Annotated in this window: 17 protein-coding genes; 7 read left to right on the forward strand and 10 right to left on the reverse strand. The window is 67.1% G+C overall.

The features are described 5' to 3' along the window. Positions 1-136 precede the first annotated feature (136 nt). The 8 genes from ACPTTF_RS25825 to ACPTTF_RS25860 form a co-directional block, all read right to left on the reverse strand. Positions 137-529 (reverse strand): TraR/DksA family transcriptional regulator, encoded by a 393-nt coding sequence (locus ACPTTF_RS25825; RefSeq protein WP_166953077.1) that lies wholly within the window; start codon positions 527-529, stop codon positions 137-139. 232 nt (positions 530-761) lie between these two features. Further along, the gene (locus ACPTTF_RS25830) at positions 762-1,535 is read right to left on the reverse strand and encodes a transporter substrate-binding domain-containing protein (protein WP_423368760.1); all 774 of its coding nucleotides are present in this window, start codon (positions 1,533-1,535) and stop codon (positions 762-764) included. A gap of 68 nt (positions 1,536-1,603) precedes the next feature. After that, positions 1,604-2,803 carry an acetyl-CoA C-acyltransferase gene (locus ACPTTF_RS25835; RefSeq protein ID WP_423368761.1) on the reverse strand — a complete coding sequence of 400 codons (1,200 nt, stop codon included), beginning with the start codon at positions 2,801-2,803 and terminating at the stop codon, positions 1,604-1,606. Next, positions 2,800-3,462 carry a 3-oxoacid CoA-transferase subunit B gene (locus ACPTTF_RS25840; protein WP_423368762.1) on the reverse strand — a complete coding sequence of 221 codons (663 nt, stop codon included), beginning with the start codon at positions 3,460-3,462 and terminating at the stop codon, positions 2,800-2,802. Before ACPTTF_RS25840 ends, ACPTTF_RS25835 begins: the two co-directional genes overlap by 4 nt. After that, entirely contained in the window at positions 3,437-4,117 is a 681-nt protein-coding gene (locus tag ACPTTF_RS25845; RefSeq protein ID WP_166953083.1) for a CoA transferase subunit A, read from the reverse strand. The genes ACPTTF_RS25840 and ACPTTF_RS25845 overlap by 26 nt, the downstream gene beginning before the upstream one ends. 11 nt (positions 4,118-4,128) lie before the next feature. Beyond that, positions 4,129-5,442 (reverse strand): aspartate aminotransferase family protein, encoded by a 1,314-nt coding sequence (locus tag ACPTTF_RS25850; protein ID WP_423368763.1) that lies wholly within the window; start codon positions 5,440-5,442, stop codon positions 4,129-4,131. Between the two features lie 44 nt (positions 5,443-5,486). Then, positions 5,487-6,248 carry an amino acid ABC transporter ATP-binding protein gene (locus ACPTTF_RS25855; protein ID WP_166953087.1) on the reverse strand — a complete coding sequence of 254 codons (762 nt, stop codon included), beginning with the start codon at positions 6,246-6,248 and terminating at the stop codon, positions 5,487-5,489. Continuing rightward, positions 6,245-6,907: an amino acid ABC transporter permease gene (locus tag ACPTTF_RS25860; RefSeq protein WP_423368764.1), complete on the reverse strand. Its 663-nt coding sequence runs from the start codon at positions 6,905-6,907 to the stop codon at positions 6,245-6,247. Before ACPTTF_RS25860 ends, ACPTTF_RS25855 begins: the two co-directional genes overlap by 4 nt. 213 nt (positions 6,908-7,120) lie before the next feature. Between ACPTTF_RS25860 and ACPTTF_RS25865 the strand changes: the two genes are divergently transcribed. Further along, a complete protein-coding gene (locus ACPTTF_RS25865; protein WP_166953091.1) occupies positions 7,121-8,044 on the forward strand; it encodes a LysR family transcriptional regulator in 924 nt (307 codons plus the stop codon). Positions 8,045-8,085: 41 nt separating this feature from the next. On the opposite strand, the gene ACPTTF_RS25870 is transcribed toward ACPTTF_RS25865, so the two are convergent. After that, complete coding sequence (locus tag ACPTTF_RS25870) at positions 8,086-9,471, reverse strand: undecaprenyl-phosphate glucose phosphotransferase (protein ID WP_423368765.1); 1,386 nt, start codon at positions 9,469-9,471, stop codon at positions 8,086-8,088. 32 nt (positions 9,472-9,503) lie between these two features. Continuing rightward, positions 9,504-10,286: a Crp/Fnr family transcriptional regulator gene (locus tag ACPTTF_RS25875; RefSeq protein WP_423368766.1), complete on the reverse strand. Its 783-nt coding sequence runs from the start codon at positions 10,284-10,286 to the stop codon at positions 9,504-9,506. A gap of 922 nt (positions 10,287-11,208) precedes the next feature. Between ACPTTF_RS25875 and ACPTTF_RS25880 the strand changes: the two genes are divergently transcribed. The 6 genes from ACPTTF_RS25880 (at position 11,209) to ACPTTF_RS25905 (ending at position 18,113) form a co-directional block, all read left to right on the forward strand. Then, on the forward strand, positions 11,209-11,991 hold the full coding sequence (locus tag ACPTTF_RS25880) for a Crp/Fnr family transcriptional regulator (protein WP_423368767.1): 783 nt from the start codon (positions 11,209-11,211) through the stop codon (positions 11,989-11,991). Between the two features lie 171 nt (positions 11,992-12,162). Next, positions 12,163-12,414, forward strand: coding sequence for an acyl carrier protein (locus ACPTTF_RS25885; RefSeq protein WP_423368768.1), 252 nt, complete (start codon positions 12,163-12,165; stop codon positions 12,412-12,414). Continuing rightward, positions 12,411-13,607 carry an acyl-CoA dehydrogenase family protein gene (locus tag ACPTTF_RS25890; protein ID WP_166953097.1) on the forward strand — a complete coding sequence of 399 codons (1,197 nt, stop codon included), beginning with the start codon at positions 12,411-12,413 and terminating at the stop codon, positions 13,605-13,607. The genes ACPTTF_RS25885 and ACPTTF_RS25890 overlap by 4 nt, the downstream gene beginning before the upstream one ends. Next, on the forward strand, positions 13,604-14,578 hold the full coding sequence (locus ACPTTF_RS25895) for an amino acid--[acyl-carrier-protein] ligase (protein ID WP_423368769.1): 975 nt from the start codon (positions 13,604-13,606) through the stop codon (positions 14,576-14,578). The genes ACPTTF_RS25890 and ACPTTF_RS25895 overlap by 4 nt, the downstream gene beginning before the upstream one ends. Next, the gene (locus tag ACPTTF_RS25900) at positions 14,575-15,633 is read left to right on the forward strand and encodes a DUF1839 family protein (RefSeq protein WP_166953101.1); all 1,059 of its coding nucleotides are present in this window, start codon (positions 14,575-14,577) and stop codon (positions 15,631-15,633) included. Before ACPTTF_RS25895 ends, ACPTTF_RS25900 begins: the two co-directional genes overlap by 4 nt. Then, positions 15,630-18,113 (forward strand): glycosyl hydrolase 2 galactose-binding domain-containing protein, encoded by a 2,484-nt coding sequence (locus ACPTTF_RS25905; protein ID WP_423368770.1) that lies wholly within the window; start codon positions 15,630-15,632, stop codon positions 18,111-18,113. Before ACPTTF_RS25900 ends, ACPTTF_RS25905 begins: the two co-directional genes overlap by 4 nt. Positions 18,114-18,142: the final 29 nt, after the last annotated feature.

The following is an 18,142-nucleotide window of genomic DNA, read 5'->3' on the forward strand; positions in this document are numbered from 1 at the left end:
CCCTTCCACGTGGACGGCGCCGCGCGCGTGCGCGACGGTGTCTGCCCGCCCGGCGCCGCATGCTGACGCCGCCGGGCGCCCGCGTGTCATCGTACGCCGGCCGTGCGTCGCGTGCAGCGCCGTTGCGGCCGCGACGTCAGAGGGTGGCGCGCGGCGTCGTGGCGTAGTGCCGCTCGTAGATCGACTGGCAATGCGTGCACCGTTCGGCGGCCGGGCGCGCCAGCAGGCGCTCGTAGCCGACCGAACCGTCACAGTCGATGCATTCGCCGTAGCTGCCGTCGCGCATCCGCTGCTGCGCGCGGCCGACCGCGCGCAGTTCGGTGAGCTTCATGCCGATCAACGCGTGATCGACGTCGACGAACAGGTCCGCATTCGCCTCGTCGCCCTCGTCCGGCGCCGCGCCGGCGAGGTCTGCATAGGATTCCGACGCGCGCTGGTCTTCGCTCGTACGGATCTCCGCACGTAACGTCTGCTCGCTCTCGTTCAGCCGCTGTTTCAGCGTCTGCCGTTGTTGTTGGTCGAGCGCCATGGCCGTCTCTCCTGTTCCGGGTTCCGCGCGGGAAATTGCGGCGCGCGGTGTCGCGCCGGTGCGCGGCGGGCAGGCGTCACCGCCGCCGCCGTGTCCGGATGTGCGCCCGGATACACGTAGCACCGGACGCATTCGACGCAGGATAAACCCATTGAGCACGCGTGTGTTGACCGGAATCAGCGCTGCACCGCGTCTAAAAAAGCGGGGACGGACGCGAAATCGGGGACGGTAATCAGCGCACGTCCTCGCCGAGCCACTGCTTGCTGATCGCGCCGTACTCGCCGTCCTTGAGCATCGTGTCGAGTGCCGCGTTGATCGCGTCGCGCAGCTTCGGGCTATCCTTGCGCACCGCGATCCCCATCTTCTCCGGATACAGCAGCGGCCCTGCCGGCTTCGCATCGACATGCTTGTCCCGGATCGTCAGGATGCCTGCGATGCGGTCCGTGACGAATCCCTCGATACGGCGGTTCTGCATGTCGATCAGGATATCGGGCAGCCCCTTGTAGGTTTTCACCTGCACGTCGGGCCGGTTCTTGCGCAACCATGCCTCGTAGGTTTCCCCGAGCGTGACGCCGACCACCTTGCCCTTCAACTGCGCAATGTCCTGCACGCTGCTGCCCTTCGGCACAAACAGTTGCGCGCCCGAACGATAGTAGGACTGCGTGAAATCCACGGCCTTCAGGCGTTCGTCGGTCATCGCCAGGCTGCCGATGACGGCATCGTACTTGCCGGCCAGCAACCCGCCGACGATGCCGTCCCACGCCGTCATGACCGGCACGGGCTTCGCGCCGAGCCGGCTCGCGACGCGGGTGCCGATATCGACGTCGAAGCCGGTCAGCTTGCCCGACTCGTCGATGAAGCTGAACGGCGGATACTTGCCGGTCAGCGCGAACGTCAGGTTGCCGGTCTGCCGGACCTTGTCCAGATCGTCAGCGTGTGCCGCGACGCTCGCGGCGCCGATTAGCGCCGCGCAGGCGACCATCGTCATTCGTTGCAGCAAAGTCATCTCCAGTCTCCAGGATCTTGATCGTGAATCGAACGCGTCGATGCGCTCGACGTGGCATCACACGGCGCCTAACGCCGCGCGACTTCGAACAGCGCGGCGGCCCCCTGTCCGCCGCCGATGCACATCGTGACGACGACGTGGCGCACGCCGCGCCGCGCCCCTTCGAGCAACGCGTGACCGACCATGCGCGTACCCGTCATGCCGTAGGGATGACCGAGCGCGATGCTGCCGCCATTGACGTTGACGACCTCGTACGACAAACCAAGCGTGTCGACGCAATGCACGACCTGCGACGCGAACGCCTCGTTGAGTTCCCACAGGCCGATGTCGGCGGCCGACAGGCCCGTACGCGCAAGCAGCTTGCGCACGGCAGGCACGGGGCCGACGCCCATTTCGTCGGGCCGGCAGCCGGCCACCGCGCACGCGACCAGGCGTCCGAGCGGCGGCGTGTCGAGCGTGCGCAACATGGCGCCGGAGACGACCGCGCACGCGGCCGATCCGTCCGCGAGCGCGCACGCATTGCCGGCCGTCACGGTGCCGCCGTCGCGCACGGCATCGAGCGCCTCCAGCGCGTCGCCGGTCGTCCCCGGACGCCCGCATTCGTCTTCGCTCACGCGCAGCATGCGTGCGATGCTCTCGCCGCTTGCCTTGTCGCGTTCGAGCTTGCGCACGTCGACCGCGACGATTTCGTCGCGCAGCCACCCCGCTTGCGCCGCGTGCGCGGCACGTTGCTGGCTGAGCGCCGCGTAGTCGTCCTGCGCGCGACGCGACACGCGATAGCGGCGCGCGACCACGTCGGCCGTCTCGACCATCGGCATGTAGGCGTCAGCGTGCTGCGCGAGCAACCGCTCGTCCTGCTGGCGATGGCGATTCATGTGCGCGTTCTGCACGAGGCTGATCGATTCGACACCGCCCGCCAGGATCGCATCGGCTTCGCCGCCCGAGATCCGCGCCGACGCCAGTGCGACCGACATCAGCCCCGACGCGCATTGCCGGTCGACGGTCATGCCCGGCACGCTGACGGGCAGGCCGGCCGCCAGTGCCGCAAGCCGCCCGATGTTGTAGTACTGCGTCCCTTCCGGCAACGCGCAGCCGAGCATCACGTCGTCGATCCGTTCGGGATCGAGACCGCTGCGCGCCACCGCGGCACGCAGCGAAAGCCCGGCAAGCGTCGGCGACGTCGTGTCGTTGAACGCGCCGCGAAATGCACGCCCGATCGGCGTGCGCGCATAACCGACGATCCATGCGTCGCGATCGGTGCCTGTCATACGGCCTCCTTGTCGACCGTGAAATCGGCTTCGGTCAGGTTGCGGATCTCGGCGACGCTCAGCGAACCGAGCCGCTCCACCAGCGTCAGTCCATGCGCCGCACACCGGAACACCGCGTGTTCGGTGACGATCATCGCGACGCGGCGGCTGGCCGTGAGCGGCAGCGTGCATCGCTCGACGATCTTCGGTCGGCCGTTCTTGTCGGTGTGCGGCATCGTCACGATCACGCGCCCCGCCTTCTGCGCGAGTTCCGCGCCGCCGCCGATGCCTGCCACGAGGCTGCCCGGCACGAGCCAGTTCGCGAGATCGCCGTGCGCCGACACCTGCAATGCCCCCAGGAACGTGATGTCGACCAGCCCGCGCCGGATCATGCCGAACGATTCGGCGCTGTCCACGATCGCGCCGCCCGGCACGACCGACACGTAACCGCCGCCGGCGTCGATCAGGTCGCGGTCGAGATCGGCGGCGTGCGCGAGCGCGCCGACCCCGACGATGCCGTTCTCCGAGTGGATCCAGGTGGCCGACGGATCGTCGAGATACGCGGGGATCAGCGTCGGCAGGCCGATACCGAGGTTGATCAGTTGCCCGCGCGCCACTTCGCGCGCGGCCCGGCGCGCGATCACGTGGCGCGGGTCAGCGCTGGATGGGCTGGTATTCATCGGTGTCTCCGTCGATCTGGATCAGGCCATGCACGTGGATGCCCGGCGTATGGATGTCGTCGGGCGCGATCGGCGTCGCGTCGACGACGCGCGCCTCGACCAGCACCCGATCCGCGGCCATCGCCATCAGCGGCGAGAAATTGCGTGCCGCGCCGCGATAGCGGAGATTCCCGCAGGCATCCGCGCGATCCGCGCGAAGCAGCGCGAAATCGGCCCGCAGCGCGCGTTCGAAAAACAGCGTCCGGCCGTCGACCGAAATCGTTTCGCGCGTGACGCCCAGCTCCGGCGGCAACTCGATATCGGTCACGATGCCCGGCAAGCCGACGCCCGCGCAGCGGATCCGTTCGGCGAACAACCCCTGCGAAAAGAATTCGATCTGCAGTGCGCCGGACAGGTAAGCGCGCCGCGCGGGGCCGCTCAGGCCGAGATGCGTCGTCAGCAGCCGGCTCACGACACCGGCCTCGATCAGCCTCGACACGCCGTAGTTGTCCTGGTTCGCATCGTTCTTGATGATCGTCAGGTCGCGCTTGCCCTGCCGTTGCAACTCGGCCAGCAGCGAAAACGGCGTGCCCGGCGAACCAAAACCGCCGACCATGATCGATGCGCCGTCCGGAATCGGCGCGACCGCGTCGGCGAGCTGCATGCGTTTGTCCATGCGTTGCCCCGTCATCGCCCGATCGTCCGGAACGCGAGGTCGAGCCGTTCGACGATCTCGTCGCATTGCGCGCGGGTCGTGATCAGCGGCGGCGCGATCAGCGTGTGATCGCCGGTTTCCCCCATCAGCGATTTGCGCGGATAGACGATCACCCCCTGCTCGCGTGCGGCGCGCGTCACCTGCTCGCCGAACCGGAGCGCCGGATCGAACGGGGTTTTCGTGTCGCGCTCCGCGACATACTCGAGCGCGAGCAGGAAGCCGCGCCCGCGCACGTCGCCGATGAAGTCGTGCCGGGTCGCCAGGCTGTCGAGCAGGCCGCGCAGATAGTCGCCCGTCTCGGCCGCATGCTCGACCAGCCCCTCGCGTTCGATCACGTCGATCACGGCCAGCGCCGTCGCGCTCGCGAGCGGATTGCCTGCGTAGGTATAGCCGTGCTGGAACCCGCCCGATGCGAGGATCGGGTCGGTCAGCCCGGCCCGCGTCACGATCGCGGACGTCGGGTAGTAACCGGCGCCGAGCCCCTTCGCCACGCACAGGATGTCGGCCTCGACATTCCAGTGCTGGAAACCGAACCAGCGCCCCGTGCGGCCGATGCCCGTCATCACTTCGTCGAGGATCAGCAGGATTCCATGGCGCGAGCAGATCTCGCGGATGCGCGCGAAATACGCGTCGTGCGGCACCTCGGCGCCCGTGCTCGCGCCGCCGATCGGCTCCGCGACGAACGCGGCCACCCGCCCGGCACCGACTTCACGAATCGCCGCGTCGAGTTCGTCCGCGCAGTCGAGCGCGTGCTGCTCCGCGCTCTTGCCGGGCGGCACGCGATACTGCGTCGGCGAAGCGACCTTCGGATAAAGCTGGATCATCGGCTCGAACGGCCGCGTGAGCGGCGTGTAGCTCGTCATCGCGAGCGCACCCATCGTCGAGCCGTGATAGGACGGCTGGCGCGCGATGAACACGCTGCGCTCCGGCTCACCGCTGCACACCCAGTACTGGCGCGCGAGCTTCAATGCCGATTCGACCGATTCCGAGCCGCCGCTCGAGAAAAACACGCGATCGAAGCGGCCGCCCGCGAGCTCGACGAGCTTCTCCGCGAGGTCCACGGCGGGCTGGTTCTCGAACTGCGTCCGATACGCGAACGCGACCTTGTCGAGCTGCGCGAGCATCGCGTCGCGGATCGCCGGATGACCGTGGCCCAGCTGCGCCACGATGGCGCCGGAACACGCGTCGATGTGACGCTTGCCGTCCGTATCCCATGCGTAGATGCCTTCGGCGCGCGCGACAGTCGGCAACTGCACGGCGGACTGGTAAAAGAGATGGTCGCTCATTGACGTCCTTTTCTGATTGCGTAAGGTGATTCGGTAGCGCGCGGTTAGCGGATATCGGCGAGGAACGCCTGGGTCCGTTCGTGCGAAGGCCGATGAAAGATCTCGGTCGGACAGCCGTCCTCGACAACCCGGCCGTCGGCCATGAAGACGACTCGATCGGCCACGCGTTCAGCGAACCGCATCTCGTGCGTGACGACCATCATCGTCATGCCGGCCTTCGCCAGCCGCTCCATGACGGCCAGCACGCCGCCGACCATCTCGGGGTCGAGGGCCGACGTCGGTTCGTCGAACAGCATCGCGTCGGGCTTGAGCGCCAGTGCCCGCGCAATCGCGACACGCTGCTTCTGCCCGCCGGACAGATTGCCGGGATAGACGTCCTGCTTGTCGAGCACGCCGACCTTGTCGAGCAGTTCCCGCGCTTCATCCCGCGCCTGCGATGCCGTCATGCCGAGCAGCTGCATCGGCGCGAGCGTCAGGTTGTCGAGCACGGTCAGGTGCGGAAACAGGTTGAAGTGCTGGAACACCATGCCGACCTTCATCCGCATCGCATTCAGGTAACGCTCCTGGGCTCGATGCCCGCGGCCCGGATCGTTGACGAGGCTGCCGAGCACCCTCACCTCGCCGCGCGTCGGCGTCTCCAGGTGGTTCACGCAGCGCAGCAGCGTGCTCTTTCCCGATCCGCTCGGGCCGATCAGCACGACCACCTCGCCTTTGCGGACGTCGAGCGAAATGCCCTTCAACACTTCCAGCGCCCCGTAGGTCTTGTGGATATCGCGCAGGACGATCTGCGGCTGGGTTCCGTTCATGCCCGGCCTCCCTTCAGGATCAGGTGCCGTTCGAGCTGGCGCAGCACCAGGCTCGTCCCGGTGGTCAGCAATGCATAGATCATTGCGCATGCAAAGTAGAGTTCGAATGGCTTGAAGGTCGCGCCGACCAGTTGCTGCGTGCGCATGAACAGCTCCGCGAGCGTGATCGTCGACACGAGCGACGTGTCCTTGGTGAGAATGATCAGGTTGTTGCCGAGCGGCGGCACGATCAGCCTGAGTGCCTGCGGCAGCACGACGAGCCGCATCGTGCGCGCGGCGCCGAAGCCCAGCGACCGGGACGCTTCGACCTGCCCGTGCGGAATCGCGAGGATGCCGGCACGGATCGTCTCCGCGTTGTAGGCGCCGACGTTGAGCGCGAGACCGATCACGCCGGACGTGAACGGCGACAGTTCGAGCCCGAACTGCGGCAACCCGAAGTAGATGATGAACAGCTGGACGAGCAGCGGCGTCGAGCGGATCAGCCAGATATAGGCGCTGGTGGCGTCGCGCAGCACGCGATGGCGCGACAACCTGCCGAGTGCGGCGCCGAGGCCGATGGCCAGGCCGAATACGGTCGCGAGCAGCGTCAGCTCCACCGTGACGGCCGCCGCTTCGAACAGCATCGGCAGGTACTTGAAGACGAGATGGAAATCGAACATGGCATGGCGGCCAGCGCGCTGCGCGGCGGCGCAACGGCACTGAGGGTGTCTCCGTATGATGAGTGACCGATTTGATTCATCATCTGCCGACGGCCCGGAAGCCATTGCGGTAGAAGGAATCGGCCTGTTGTTTGACTGGATCGAAGTCTCGCTTTGAATTATTTTTCGGTCAATATATGATCTTTTTTAATCAATTGATTGACCGGAGCGAACATGCGGAGCGACTTCAGCCTGCGCGACATCGAAATCTTCCATGCGATCGCCACGGCCGGCTCCACGCGACAGGCGGCGGTTCAGCTCGGCATCACGCAGTCGGCCGTCAGCCATGCGCTCGCGAGGCTGGAGGACAGCCTGCGCATCCGGCTGTTCGCGCGCGAGAACCAGCGCCTTCAGATCTCGCCGGCAGGCCGCTACATGCTCGACGAGGCCGTGCAGTTGCTCGACCGGCTGAATCGTATCGAAGAGGAAATTTCGCTGTTGCAGGACAGCGGTGTCGCGTCGCTGCGCATCGGCTGCGCACCGGGGCTGTGTCACCGGTTCGGGCCGCGGCTCGCGCAGCAATATGCGCAGTCGCACAGCGGCACGGGCGTCGCGCTCGACGTCGCCGCGAGCGGGCGGCTCATATCGGATGTGGAAGGCGGCCGCCTCGATCTCGCGATCGTGTCGTACGAGATCCATGAGCCGGGCCTGATCTTCGTGCCCGTGTTCGGCGCGAAGATGGTCGCGCTACTGACGCGCAAGAACCGGCTCGCCGCGCGCAAGCTGCTGACGTACGACGATCTCGCCGATCAGCAGTACATCAAGCCGATCCAGTCCGACCACCTGATCTACGACGACTCGAGCGACCGCCGTCGGCTTGGCTACGAGTTGCGCGTGAGCATGAGCTCGCTCGGCGAAGTGATCCGGCTGACCGACGGCGTGAGCCTGCTCAATGCGCTGACCGCCGCCGACCTCTGCGCGAACCGCGAGCTGGTGGCGCGCCCGTTCGATTCGAGCCAGTGGTTCAATTTCTATCTCGTTCACCAGCATGCGCTGAAGAACAATCCGGCCGTGCGCGACGTGCTCGATATCGCGCAGGCGTGCGTGCGCGATACGGCGGAAAACTCCGCGTATCCCGATGCGTTCGTGGTGCGCTGATGCGGGGCTGGCCGCCGCCGCGTTGGCCGCCCCGCGCAACCTCAGAAGGCATTCCGGCCGATAAAGCCTCGCACGACCGTCAGCAGGATGATCTTCATGTCGAACCAGAAGCTCCAGTTCTGCATGTAGAACAGGTCGAACTTGACGCGCGCCTCCATCGACTCGACCTTGCGCGTCTCGCCGCGATAGCCGTTCACCTGTGCCCATCCGGTGATGCCGGGCCGCACGCGGTAGCGGTACATGTAGCAGTCGATCAGTTGCCGGTACAGGTCGTCGTGTTCGATCGCATGCGGACGCGGGCCGACGACCGACATCTGCCCGAACAGCACGTTGAAGAATTGCGGCAGCTCGTCGAGCGACGTGCGCCGCAGGAACGCGCCGACGCGCGTGATGCGCGAATCGTTGCGCGACGCCTGCCGCACGACACCCGGCTGTGCGCGATGCACACGCATCGTCCGGAATTTCAGGATGTCGAACTCGCGCCCGTCGACGCCCTTGCGGCGCTGCCTGAACAGCACGGGCCCCGGCGACGACAGCTTGACCGCGATCGCCAGCATCGACAGCAGCGGCAACAACGGAATCAGCACACCGATTGCGAACAGCCGGTCGAACGCGAACTTCGCCCACAGCTCCGGCGCCGAGCGCGGCGTGGTCGCGAGATTGATCGCCGGCATGCCGAGCACGTCGGTCGCCGAGCGATCGACCATCGCCATCTGCCGCACGTCGGGCAACAACCGCAACTCAACGAACTCGTCGCGCAACTCGCGGACGATGCGCTGGATCCGCCACTCGTGCGACATCGGCAGCGTGAGCCATACCTCGTCGATCCCGCCGCCGCGAATCAGGTCGCGCAACGCGCTCCAGTCGTCGATCACCGGCACGCCGCCGATGCCGCCGGCGGCAGCCTGTGCGTCGTCGTCGAATACGCACGCCGCCACGAACGGGCCCTGCGGGTCGAGCTGCATCCGCTCGACCGCGACACGCCCGTACGCGGTTGCGCCGACCACCGCGACGCGGCGCTGCCGCGCGCGCGGGTCGTCACGCGTCAGCGCAAGCGCCAGCAGCGCGGCACGGCCGAGCAGCAGCGCGGCGTCGCCGGCCAGCACCGTGCGCACGATCCAGCGTGTCGTGATCGTGCCGCCGCGGTTCATGATCCACATCGCACCGGCCACCGTCAGCACACTCGCACAGACGAGCGCCACCATCGTCTGCGTCAGCGCATGCGCGCCGCCTTGTGGCGCCACGCTGCCGCGCACGGTGCGCAGGTAGCGCGGCAGCAATGCCACGGTCAGCACGCACAGCAGCGCGATCGCACCGCGCTGCGCGTCGGACAGCGCGCGCCACGCGAGGCCCGACGCCGCCTGCGCCGCGAGCGCGCCTGCCAGCACGAGCACGACGTCGGTCGCTGCGATCGCGGCACGCCGCATCGCATTCGTTCCACCGGCCCTCGACTGCATCGTCACGCACCATGTGCCGGGAACCCGCGGCGCCCCTCCGGCAGGCGGGGCCGAACCGGCGTCGGCCTTGCCGTCCCGCGCGTGCCGAGCAGCCTGCGGTAGTCGGCGCGAATCAGGTCGTAGCATTCGCACGCGTGATGTTCGAGGCCGTCGCGGTCGAGCACCGTGATGCGGCCGCGGCGCTGCCGGATCAGCCCGGCTTCCTGCAGGTTGCCCGCCGCTTCCGTCACGCCTTCGCGCCGCACGCCAAGCATGTTCGCGATCGTCTGCTGCGTGACGGCCAGTTCATCGCCGTCGATGCGGTCGTGCGCGAGCAGCAGCCAGCGGCTCAACTGCTCGCTGACCGAGTGATGCCGGTTGCACAGCGCGCTGCGCGAGATCTGCGCCATCGCCGCCTGGCAGTAGTTGAGCAGCAGCCGGTAGGTCGCCGGCGATCGCTCGAATTCGGCGCGCATCACGCAGCTCGGCACGCGATAGGCCATCCCGCCGATGCGGACCTCGACCCGGTGCGACGCGGCGGCGCCACCCACCAGCGTCGCCAGCCCGACCACCCCTTCGCGGCCGACCTGCGCTACCTCGACCATCGCACCGTCCTCCATCAGGTGCTGCACCGACATCATCGACGTCGTCGGGAAATGCACGTGGCGCGTCGGCTCGCCGACCCGGTCGAGCATCCCGGCCTTGATCCTGACCAGTTCGAGATGCGGTGCGATGGTGCGGATGCTGTCCTCGGGGAGGGCATCGAGGATGGCATTCGCCGAGTAGCTCGAGTGAAGATGAAGCATGTCTGTATCCCTTTTATCGTCCGCGCCGCCTGCAGCCGCGTGCACGGAACTCGTTATCGCGATGCGCGCCCGGACGTTGGCAGTGGTTGCGGCCCACAACCCTGATTCCGACTGCCCTCGGCTTGCCGCCGCCGGATTGAGTCGGTCGTCCCGTTTCGACACGCCAGCCCGAATAAGCGATTTACGTGCCAATACATGCCCATCCTTAATATATGAATCACGACGGATTTAGATCACCCGAATAACCGGTGCAAAAACAAAAAAAGCGTCTCATTTCCGGACACTCTTCCGGACGATGGACACTGCACGCCATTTGACTGATCATTTCCCCCGCATCGAACCAAGTCAGTCGCAGCGGTGCTGCGAGGCTTGTCGCTCATATACTTACAGTCGATTTTCAATTGTTTCGGTGATGTGCCGGACAGCACCCCGCTCCAGTGCCACGCCTCACACGGTTGTTTGAAACTGTCTCAAATTTGAATCGAGACACTAATTTTCCACTTTGTCACCTAGCGCACACTTCATCCGTATCCATTTGATTTTTATAGATATTTTTGCGAGCACCATTTATTTGTCAAATAATGTTCAATGCCCGCCAGGCACTTTCTCCGAACGGTTCCCACCACCGCGCGATTCATTCCCGGCCGACACCGAATGAATGATCGCTGTGCCATTCAGTCTCCGGATGATTAATTCCGTCGAAATGAATCATTAAATCCGGATGACGTTTTCATCCGGCCAAAATCGTCAAACTTTGTGAAATGACGCAATATGCAATTGATTCAAATCAATGGCGTGCTAGCCTTTTCGCCAGTATCGTCACTCCATTTTTGACGAACACAAGTCCGCACGATCGTGCGAATTCCCCATTTTCGGGGTATTGCCGATACGACGCGCGACCGCCACCCTACGAGGATGCGCCGTGACTCACCAGGCCCCTGACGCCGTCGTGTACGCGAACGGCATGATCGAGCTTTCCCACAGCTTCGATGCGAACCGGTTTCTTGCGGCCATCGACCGCGACGACCTCGCGACGTTCGCCCCCCACCTTCAACTCGTCCACCTGAAATCGGGGCAAGTACTCTGCGAGCCCGGCGAAATGCTCGCGGCGGTCTACCTGCCCGTCACGACCGCGATTTCGCTGCAATACGTGTCGTCCGGCGGCATGACGCTGGAAGTCGCGGAGATCGGCAGCGAGAGCGTGGTGTGCGACGACGTGATCAGCGGCAGCGGCCGGATGCCCTGCCGGGCCGTCGCCTGCCGCGACGGTTTCGTCTACCGGCTCGACCGGCGCGTGTTCGCCGCCGCGTTCGACGCGTCTCCGGTGATTCGCCATCTCGTGTTCGTCTGCGTACGGCTGCTGATGGCGCAGGTCTCGCAGATCACGTTCTGCAGCCGTCATCACGTGCTCAAACATCAGTTATGCCGATGGTTCCTGCTCGCGTATGACCGGACCCGCAGCATCGAGATCCAGGTGACACACAGCATGCTGGCGCAGATGCTCGGCGTGCGGCGCGAAACGGTCACCGATGCCGCCGGCGAAATCCAGAAGCTGGGCCTGATCCGGCAATACCGGAGCTCGATCGAACTCGCCGATCTCGACGGCCTCGAAAAAATGTCGTGCGACTGCCGCACGATCGTGCGTGACGAGATGAAGCGCATCCTGTCGGCCGACTCGGGTGTGCCGGCCGCTTCGCGCGCCTGACCGGCCTGCCCACCCGGCGCGGCACTTCGGTGCGCAGGGTCAGCTGTTTGTAGGGTGGCGAACAGAACGCCGTGTCTGCCAATGGTCTACTGATGCCGGACTGCCGGGGGGACGTCAGCGCGTATCGCGCGTCTGCCCGAGCGGACGACACCACGCACGCCGGAGCAGCACGTGAAAAACGAAATCAGAACCATCCTGAAGCACGTCGCCCATCTCGAAGCCGCGATCGATTCGATCGGCGACGGGGACGACCTCTACCAAGCGGGCCTTTCGTCGCTCGACACGATCCAGCTGATGCTCGCGATCGAGAAGCAATTCAACATCGAGATTCCCGACGAGATGCTGAACCGCAACCTGTTCCGCAGCATCGATGCGCTCGCGGACACGATCGCCACGCTGCAACGCACCGAGCATTCCGCATGAGCGCGCTGCTTCCCGAACTCGCGACCGACAGCGATTCGCGTCGGCTCGACGAGGCCGCGCATGCCGTCGCACAGATCGCCGCGCAGCACGCGGACGCGGTCGACCGCGACGCGCGCTGCCCCGTCGAGGCGATCGAGGCGATGCGCGCGCGCCGCCTGCTCGGCGCGATGGTGCCGACCCATCTTGGCGGCGCTGGCGCGTCGCTGGAGGACGTCGCGTCGGCCTGCTCGATTCTCGGCCAGGCCTGCGCGTCGTCGGCCATGGTGTTCGCGATGCACCAGATCCAGGTCGCCTGCATCGTCAACCACGCGCTCGACCAGGGCTGGCACAAGCTGTTCCTGCAGCAACTCGTGCGCCACCAGTGGCTGCTCGCATCGGCCACGTCGGAAAACGGCGTCGGCGGCAACCTGCGCGCGAGCCAGTGCGCGCTCGAAACCGACGGCGGCGAATTCCGGCTGCGCAAATCCGCGCCGACGATCTCGTACGGCGACTATGCGGACGGCATCCTCGCGACCGCGCGACGCGATGCGGATGCCCCGGCTTCCGAGCAGGTACTCGTCACGCTGCTGCGCGACGGCTACACGCTCACGCGCCGCGGCGAATGGGACACGCTCGGGATGCGCGGCACCTGCAGCAACGGTTTCGAGCTCGACGCGCAAGGCGCCGCCGTCCAGTGCCTGCCGGTACCGTTCGCGAAGATCGCCGAGGAAACGATGGTGCCGGTATCGCACATCCTGTGGGCCGCGGTATGGATCGGCGTGGCCGGCGACGCGTTCCATCGCGCGCACCAGTTCTTCCGCGCGCAGGCACGCCAGACCGACGGTGCGCCGTCGCCCGCGTCGAGGCGCATCGCCGAATCGCTCGCGCTGATGCAGGCGATGCAGGCCCGCGTCGACAACGTGCTGCGTCTCCATGCGAATGCGACGGCACGCTCGTGGTCGGCCGGCATGGCCTGGGCCGCCGAGATCAACACGCTGAAGACCTACGTGTCGACGACCGCGCTGGAAGTCGCGCACGAGGCCATGATGATCTGCGGGATGGCCGGCTACAAGCAAGGCACACCGTTCAGCATCGGCCGCCACATTCGCGACCTGCATGCGGCGCCGCTGATGATCAGCAACGACCGCATTGCCGCCAACACCTCGAACCTGCTGCTCGCGCTGCGTCCTGCGACGCTGGAGAAACATTCGTGAACGATCGACTTGCCGTGCCCTCCGCCGCCTCCGCTCCCGCCGACGCACCGTTCGACCGCGCGGGCGTCAATCCGCTGCGCGACGAACTGATCGACGCGGGCCTGCTGGTCTCGACCGGCATCCAGGGCCTGTTCGGCCGCAGCGAACGGTTCGAGCGCGTCGTGGAAGCGCTCGACGCGTTCGTTACGCGCATCGGCGCCGACCAGCAGGCCGAAGTGCTGCGCTTCCCGCCGGCCATGAGCCGCCTCGAATTCGAGCGCAGCGAATACATGAAGAGCTTCCCGCAGCTCGCGGGCAGCGTGCATGCGTTCTGCGGCGACGAACAGAGGCACCAGCGCGTGCTGCAGTGCCTCGATCGCGGCGACGACTGGACGGAAAGCCAGAAGCCGACCTACGTCGTGATGACGCCGGCCGCGTGCTACCCCGTCTACCCGGTCGTGGCACGCGCGGGCGCGCTGCCGGCCGACGGCCGGATCGTCGACGTATTCTCGTACTGCTTCCGCCACGAGCCGTCGCTCGATCCGACCCGCATGCAGCTGTTCCGGATGCGCGAGTATGTGCGGATCGGCACGCCCGAGCAGATCGTCGCATTCCGCGAGACCTGGATCGAACGCGGCACGCGGATGATCGAGGCGCTGCGCCTGCCCAACGCGATCGATCTCGCGAACGACCCGTTCTTCGGGCGCGGCGGCAAGATCGTCGCGAACAGCCAGCGCGAGCAGAACCTGAAATTCGAGCTGCTGATCCCGATCGAGCACGACGATCGCCAGACCGCCTGCCTGAGCTTCAACTACCACATGGACCATTTCGGGCTGCTGTGGAACATCCGCACCGCGACGGACGACGTCGCGCACACGGGCTGCGTCGGCTTCGGCCTCGAACGGCTCACGCTCGCGCTGTTCCGCCACCACGGCTTCGACATCGATGCATGGCCGCGTGAAGTCCGCGACGTGCTGTGGGGCACGCGATGAGATTCGTGTCCCGCGACGGCGAAGACGCGTCGTTCGAGGATGTGCGCCACCGCGCGCGCCACTACCGGCCGCATCCGCTGCACAGCCAGGAGATGGTCTGGAAGCAGACCAACTGCTACGTCGACATGTGGCTCGAAGTGCTCCGGTGGTGGGGCTTCAATCCGTACGCGGCGCTACCGTTTACGATCGCACTCGATTTCGAGGGCGACCAGTTCACGTTCTTCAAGTTTCCGCACGACGAACTGGAGCGGCTGTACGGCATCGTCGTGCAGGAGCACTCGATCTACGAACCGCTCGACCAGCACATCGAGACGCAGGTCGCACGCGGCCACCTGATGATCGTCGAGGTCGACGCGTGGTTCCTGCCCGATACACGCGGCAGCAGCTACCGCACGCAGCACACGAAGACGACGATCGGCATCGATGCGATCGACCGCACGAAACGCCAGATCGGCTACTTCCACAACAGCGGCTATTACGTGGCCGAGGATTTCGACTACAACGGGCTCGTCGGCGGCAGCTCGCCGATGACGCTGCCCCCCTATGTCGAATGCGCGAAGCGACGGTTTGCGCCGCTCGACGAGCGCGCGCTGTGCGAAACGTCGCTCGCCGCGCTGCAGCGCCACCTGCGGCGCCTGCCGGTCGTCGACCCGATCGCCGCGTTCCGGCGCCAGTTGCAGACCGACGCGCGCACGCTCGCCGAGTCGCCGCTCGAGCACTTCCATGCGTACTCGTTCAACTCGGTGCGGCAGCTCGGCGCGAATTTCGAACTGTTCGGCCATTACGCGCGGTGGCTGCAAGCCAGCGGCTGCGTCGGGCCGTTCGCCGAGATCCGCGCCGCGTGCGACCGCATCGCGTCCGAAGCGATGGTGCTGGAATTCCGGCTCGCGCGTGCCTGTGCACGCGGCAAGGAGGAACGCGGTGACTCGACGCTCGAAGCGATCGAGGCCGCCTACGCGGATGTGGTCGCGTGCGCGCGGCAGATCGGCTTGCCGCTGCGGCACATCACGCCCGCGCGCAGCGACACTGCGGCACCCGTGCCGGTCATGCGGTGACGCGCACGCGTGCGCTGCCCGCGTGGTCGATGCTGGCGACAGCCGCGGGGGCCGCACGGGAACCGCGCGACCTCCCGGCCGCCGGCGGCGGCTGGATTCCGGCGACCGTGCCCGGTACCGTTGCGCAGTCGCTCGCGCTCGCCGGCCGGCTCGACGAAGCCGAATCGCTCGACGAGCGCGACCACTGGTACCGGATCGAACTGCGCGGGCACGGGCCGCGCGTGCTGCGCTTTCACGGCCTCGCAACGCTCGCGCAAGCGTGGCTCGACGATACGCCGATCCTCCGTTCCGACAGCATGTTCGTCGCGCACGATGTGCCCGTGTCGCTCGACGGGTCGCGCCGGCTGACCCTCTGTTTCCGTGCGCTCGCCCCGCACCTGCGCGAGGCGCGCGCGCCGCGCCGCGCACGATGGCGCACGCGCCTCGCCGAGCCTGCGGCACTGCGCACGATCCGCACGTCGCTATTCGGGCACATGCCGGGCTGGTTTCCGCCGTATGTGCCGACCGGCCCGTGGCGGCCCGTGGACGTGCTCGATCCGGCCGACGGGCCCGTTCTCGTCGATTGCGACCTGCACGCGCGCATCGAAGGCGACACGGGCTGGCTCGACGCGGACCTGAGGTTCGCCGCACCGCTGCCCGACGCGCTCGCGGCACGGCTGTCGTGCGGCCAGCACCATGCCACGCTCGAACGTGCCGGCCCCGACCGCCTGCGCGCAAGCGTCGCGGTGCCCAACGTGTGCCGCTGGTGGCCGCATACGCACGGCGAGCCGGTGCTGTACGACGTTGCGCTGCATATCGGCGACGAGCGGCGACCGCTCGGCGCGACGGGCTTCCGCACGATCGAAGTCGACCCCGGCGCCGACGGCAAGGGTTTCGGGCTGCGCATCAACGGCGTGCCCGTGTTCGCACGCGGCGCGTGCTGGAGCAGCGCCGCACCGCTCGCGCTGCACGCGGACGACGCCGCCTACGCCCGCCTGCTCGGGCTCGCGCGCGACGCCGGCTTCAACATGATCCGCGTCGGCGGCACGATGACCTACGAGGCCGATGCCTTTCACGCCTGGTGCGACCGGCTCGGGTTGCTGGTCTGGCAGGATTTCATGTTCGCGAACTTCGACTATGCGCTCGACGATCCCGGGTTCGCGGACAACATCGATCGCGAAGCCCGGCAGTTCCTCTCGCGTCACAGCGCATCGCCGTCGCTTGCCGTACTGTGCGGCGGCAGCGAGATCGCGCAACAGGCCGCGATGTCCGGGCTCGGGCCGAAGCAGCGCTTCCTCGAGCTGACCGCCGACCGTCTGGCCGGCCATGCGGCCGCCTGCCGGCCCGACGTCCCGTATGTACCCGACTCGCCCGACGGCGGCGTGCTGCCGTTCGCGCCGCGCGAACGCGTGTCGCACTATTACGGCGTCGGTGCGTACCTGCGCCCGCTCGAAGACGCGCGCCGCGCGGACGTGCGCTTCGCGAGCGAATGCCTCGCATTCTCGAACCTGCCGTGCGACGCCACGCTCGCCGAGCTCGGCTGGCTCGGCGTGCACGAGCCGCGCTGGAAAGCCGCCGTGCCGCGCGACCCCGGCACGTCATGGGATTTCGAGGACATTCGCGACCACTATCTGCAAACGCTGTACGACGTCGCGCCCGACCGGCTGCGGCGCGAAGATCCGGCCCGCTACTTCGAGCTGTCGCGCGCGGTGATCGCCGACGTGATGCGTGAGACGTTTTCCGAATGGCGGCGCACCGGCTCGCGCTGCGCCGGCGCGCTCGTCTGGCAGTTCCAGGACGTGATGCCCGGCGCCGGCTGGGGGGTGATCGACGCCGCGCACCGGCCGAAATCGGCGTGGCATGCGCTGCGCCAGGTCCTGCAGCCCGTGCAGGTGTTGCTCGTCGACGAAGGCTTGAACGGGCTCGACGTGCATGTCGTCAACGAGCGCCCCGCGCCGCTGTCGGCGGCACTCGAGCTGGTCGCACTGCGCGACGGCCGCACGCCGGTCGCGCGCGCGGGCTGCCCGATACGGATCGCGGCGCACGACACGGTGCGGATCGGCTCGGCCGAGCTGCTCGGCCGCTTCTTCGACTGGACCTACGCGTACCGCTTCGGGCCCTGCGAACACGACACCGTCGTCGCAACGCTGCGCGCCGACGACGGCACGCTGCTGTCGCAGGCGTTCCATTTCCCGTCCCGCACGCATCCGGCCGTGCTGGCGCGCCGCGAACTCGGGCTGGAGGCGTGTGTGTCGCGCACCGGCGACACGTGGCACGTGGACATTGACACACGACACGTCGCGCGCCACGTGCAGATCGATGCGCCGGGCTTCGTGCCGCGCGACGACTGGTTCCATCTCGCACCCGGCACGCCGGCGCGCGTCGCGCTCGTTCCGCTGGAAATGGCAGGAAAGAATGGGGCTGCGGCGGATGGGCCGCCGGCCGTGGAAATCCGGGCGGTAAACGCAGCGCGCACGGTACGCGCAACGCAGGCCGGTTGACGTGACGCTCGCGGCCGCACAAGCCGCGA

The sequence above is a fragment of the Burkholderia crassaminum genome (genome assembly GCF_964265005.1).
Taxonomy (GTDB): Bacteria; Pseudomonadota; Gammaproteobacteria; order Burkholderiales; family Burkholderiaceae; genus Burkholderia.

Excerpts from the sequence above, each read along its gene's own strand:
- ACPTTF_RS25825 (WP_166953077.1), bottom strand. The coding sequence starts at position 529 with ATGGCGCTCGACCAACAACAACGGCAGACGCTGAAACAGCGGCTGAAC.
- ACPTTF_RS25830 (WP_423368760.1), bottom strand. The coding sequence starts at position 1,535 with ATGACTTTGCTGCAACGAATGACGATGGTCGCCTGCGCGGCGCTAATC.
- ACPTTF_RS25835 (WP_423368761.1), bottom strand. The coding sequence starts at position 2,803 with ATGACAGGCACCGATCGCGACGCATGGATCGTCGGTTATGCGCGCACG.
- ACPTTF_RS25840 (WP_423368762.1), bottom strand. The coding sequence starts at position 3,462 with ATGAATACCAGCCCATCCAGCGCTGACCCGCGCCACGTGATCGCGCGC.
- ACPTTF_RS25845 (WP_166953083.1), bottom strand. The coding sequence starts at position 4,117 with ATGGACAAACGCATGCAGCTCGCCGACGCGGTCGCGCCGATTCCGGAC.
- ACPTTF_RS25850 (WP_423368763.1), bottom strand. The coding sequence starts at position 5,442 with ATGAGCGACCATCTCTTTTACCAGTCCGCCGTGCAGTTGCCGACTGTC.
- ACPTTF_RS25855 (WP_166953087.1), bottom strand. The coding sequence starts at position 6,248 with ATGAACGGAACCCAGCCGCAGATCGTCCTGCGCGATATCCACAAGACC.
- ACPTTF_RS25860 (WP_423368764.1), bottom strand. The coding sequence starts at position 6,907 with ATGTTCGATTTCCATCTCGTCTTCAAGTACCTGCCGATGCTGTTCGAA.
- ACPTTF_RS25865 (WP_166953091.1), top strand. The coding sequence starts at position 7,121 with ATGCGGAGCGACTTCAGCCTGCGCGACATCGAAATCTTCCATGCGATC.
- ACPTTF_RS25870 (WP_423368765.1), bottom strand. The coding sequence starts at position 9,471 with ATGCGGCGTGCCGCGATCGCAGCGACCGACGTCGTGCTCGTGCTGGCA.
- ACPTTF_RS25875 (WP_423368766.1), bottom strand. The coding sequence starts at position 10,286 with ATGCTTCATCTTCACTCGAGCTACTCGGCGAATGCCATCCTCGATGCC.
- ACPTTF_RS25890 (WP_166953097.1), top strand. The coding sequence starts at position 12,411 with ATGAGCGCGCTGCTTCCCGAACTCGCGACCGACAGCGATTCGCGTCGG.
- ACPTTF_RS25900 (WP_166953101.1), top strand. The coding sequence starts at position 14,575 with ATGAGATTCGTGTCCCGCGACGGCGAAGACGCGTCGTTCGAGGATGTG.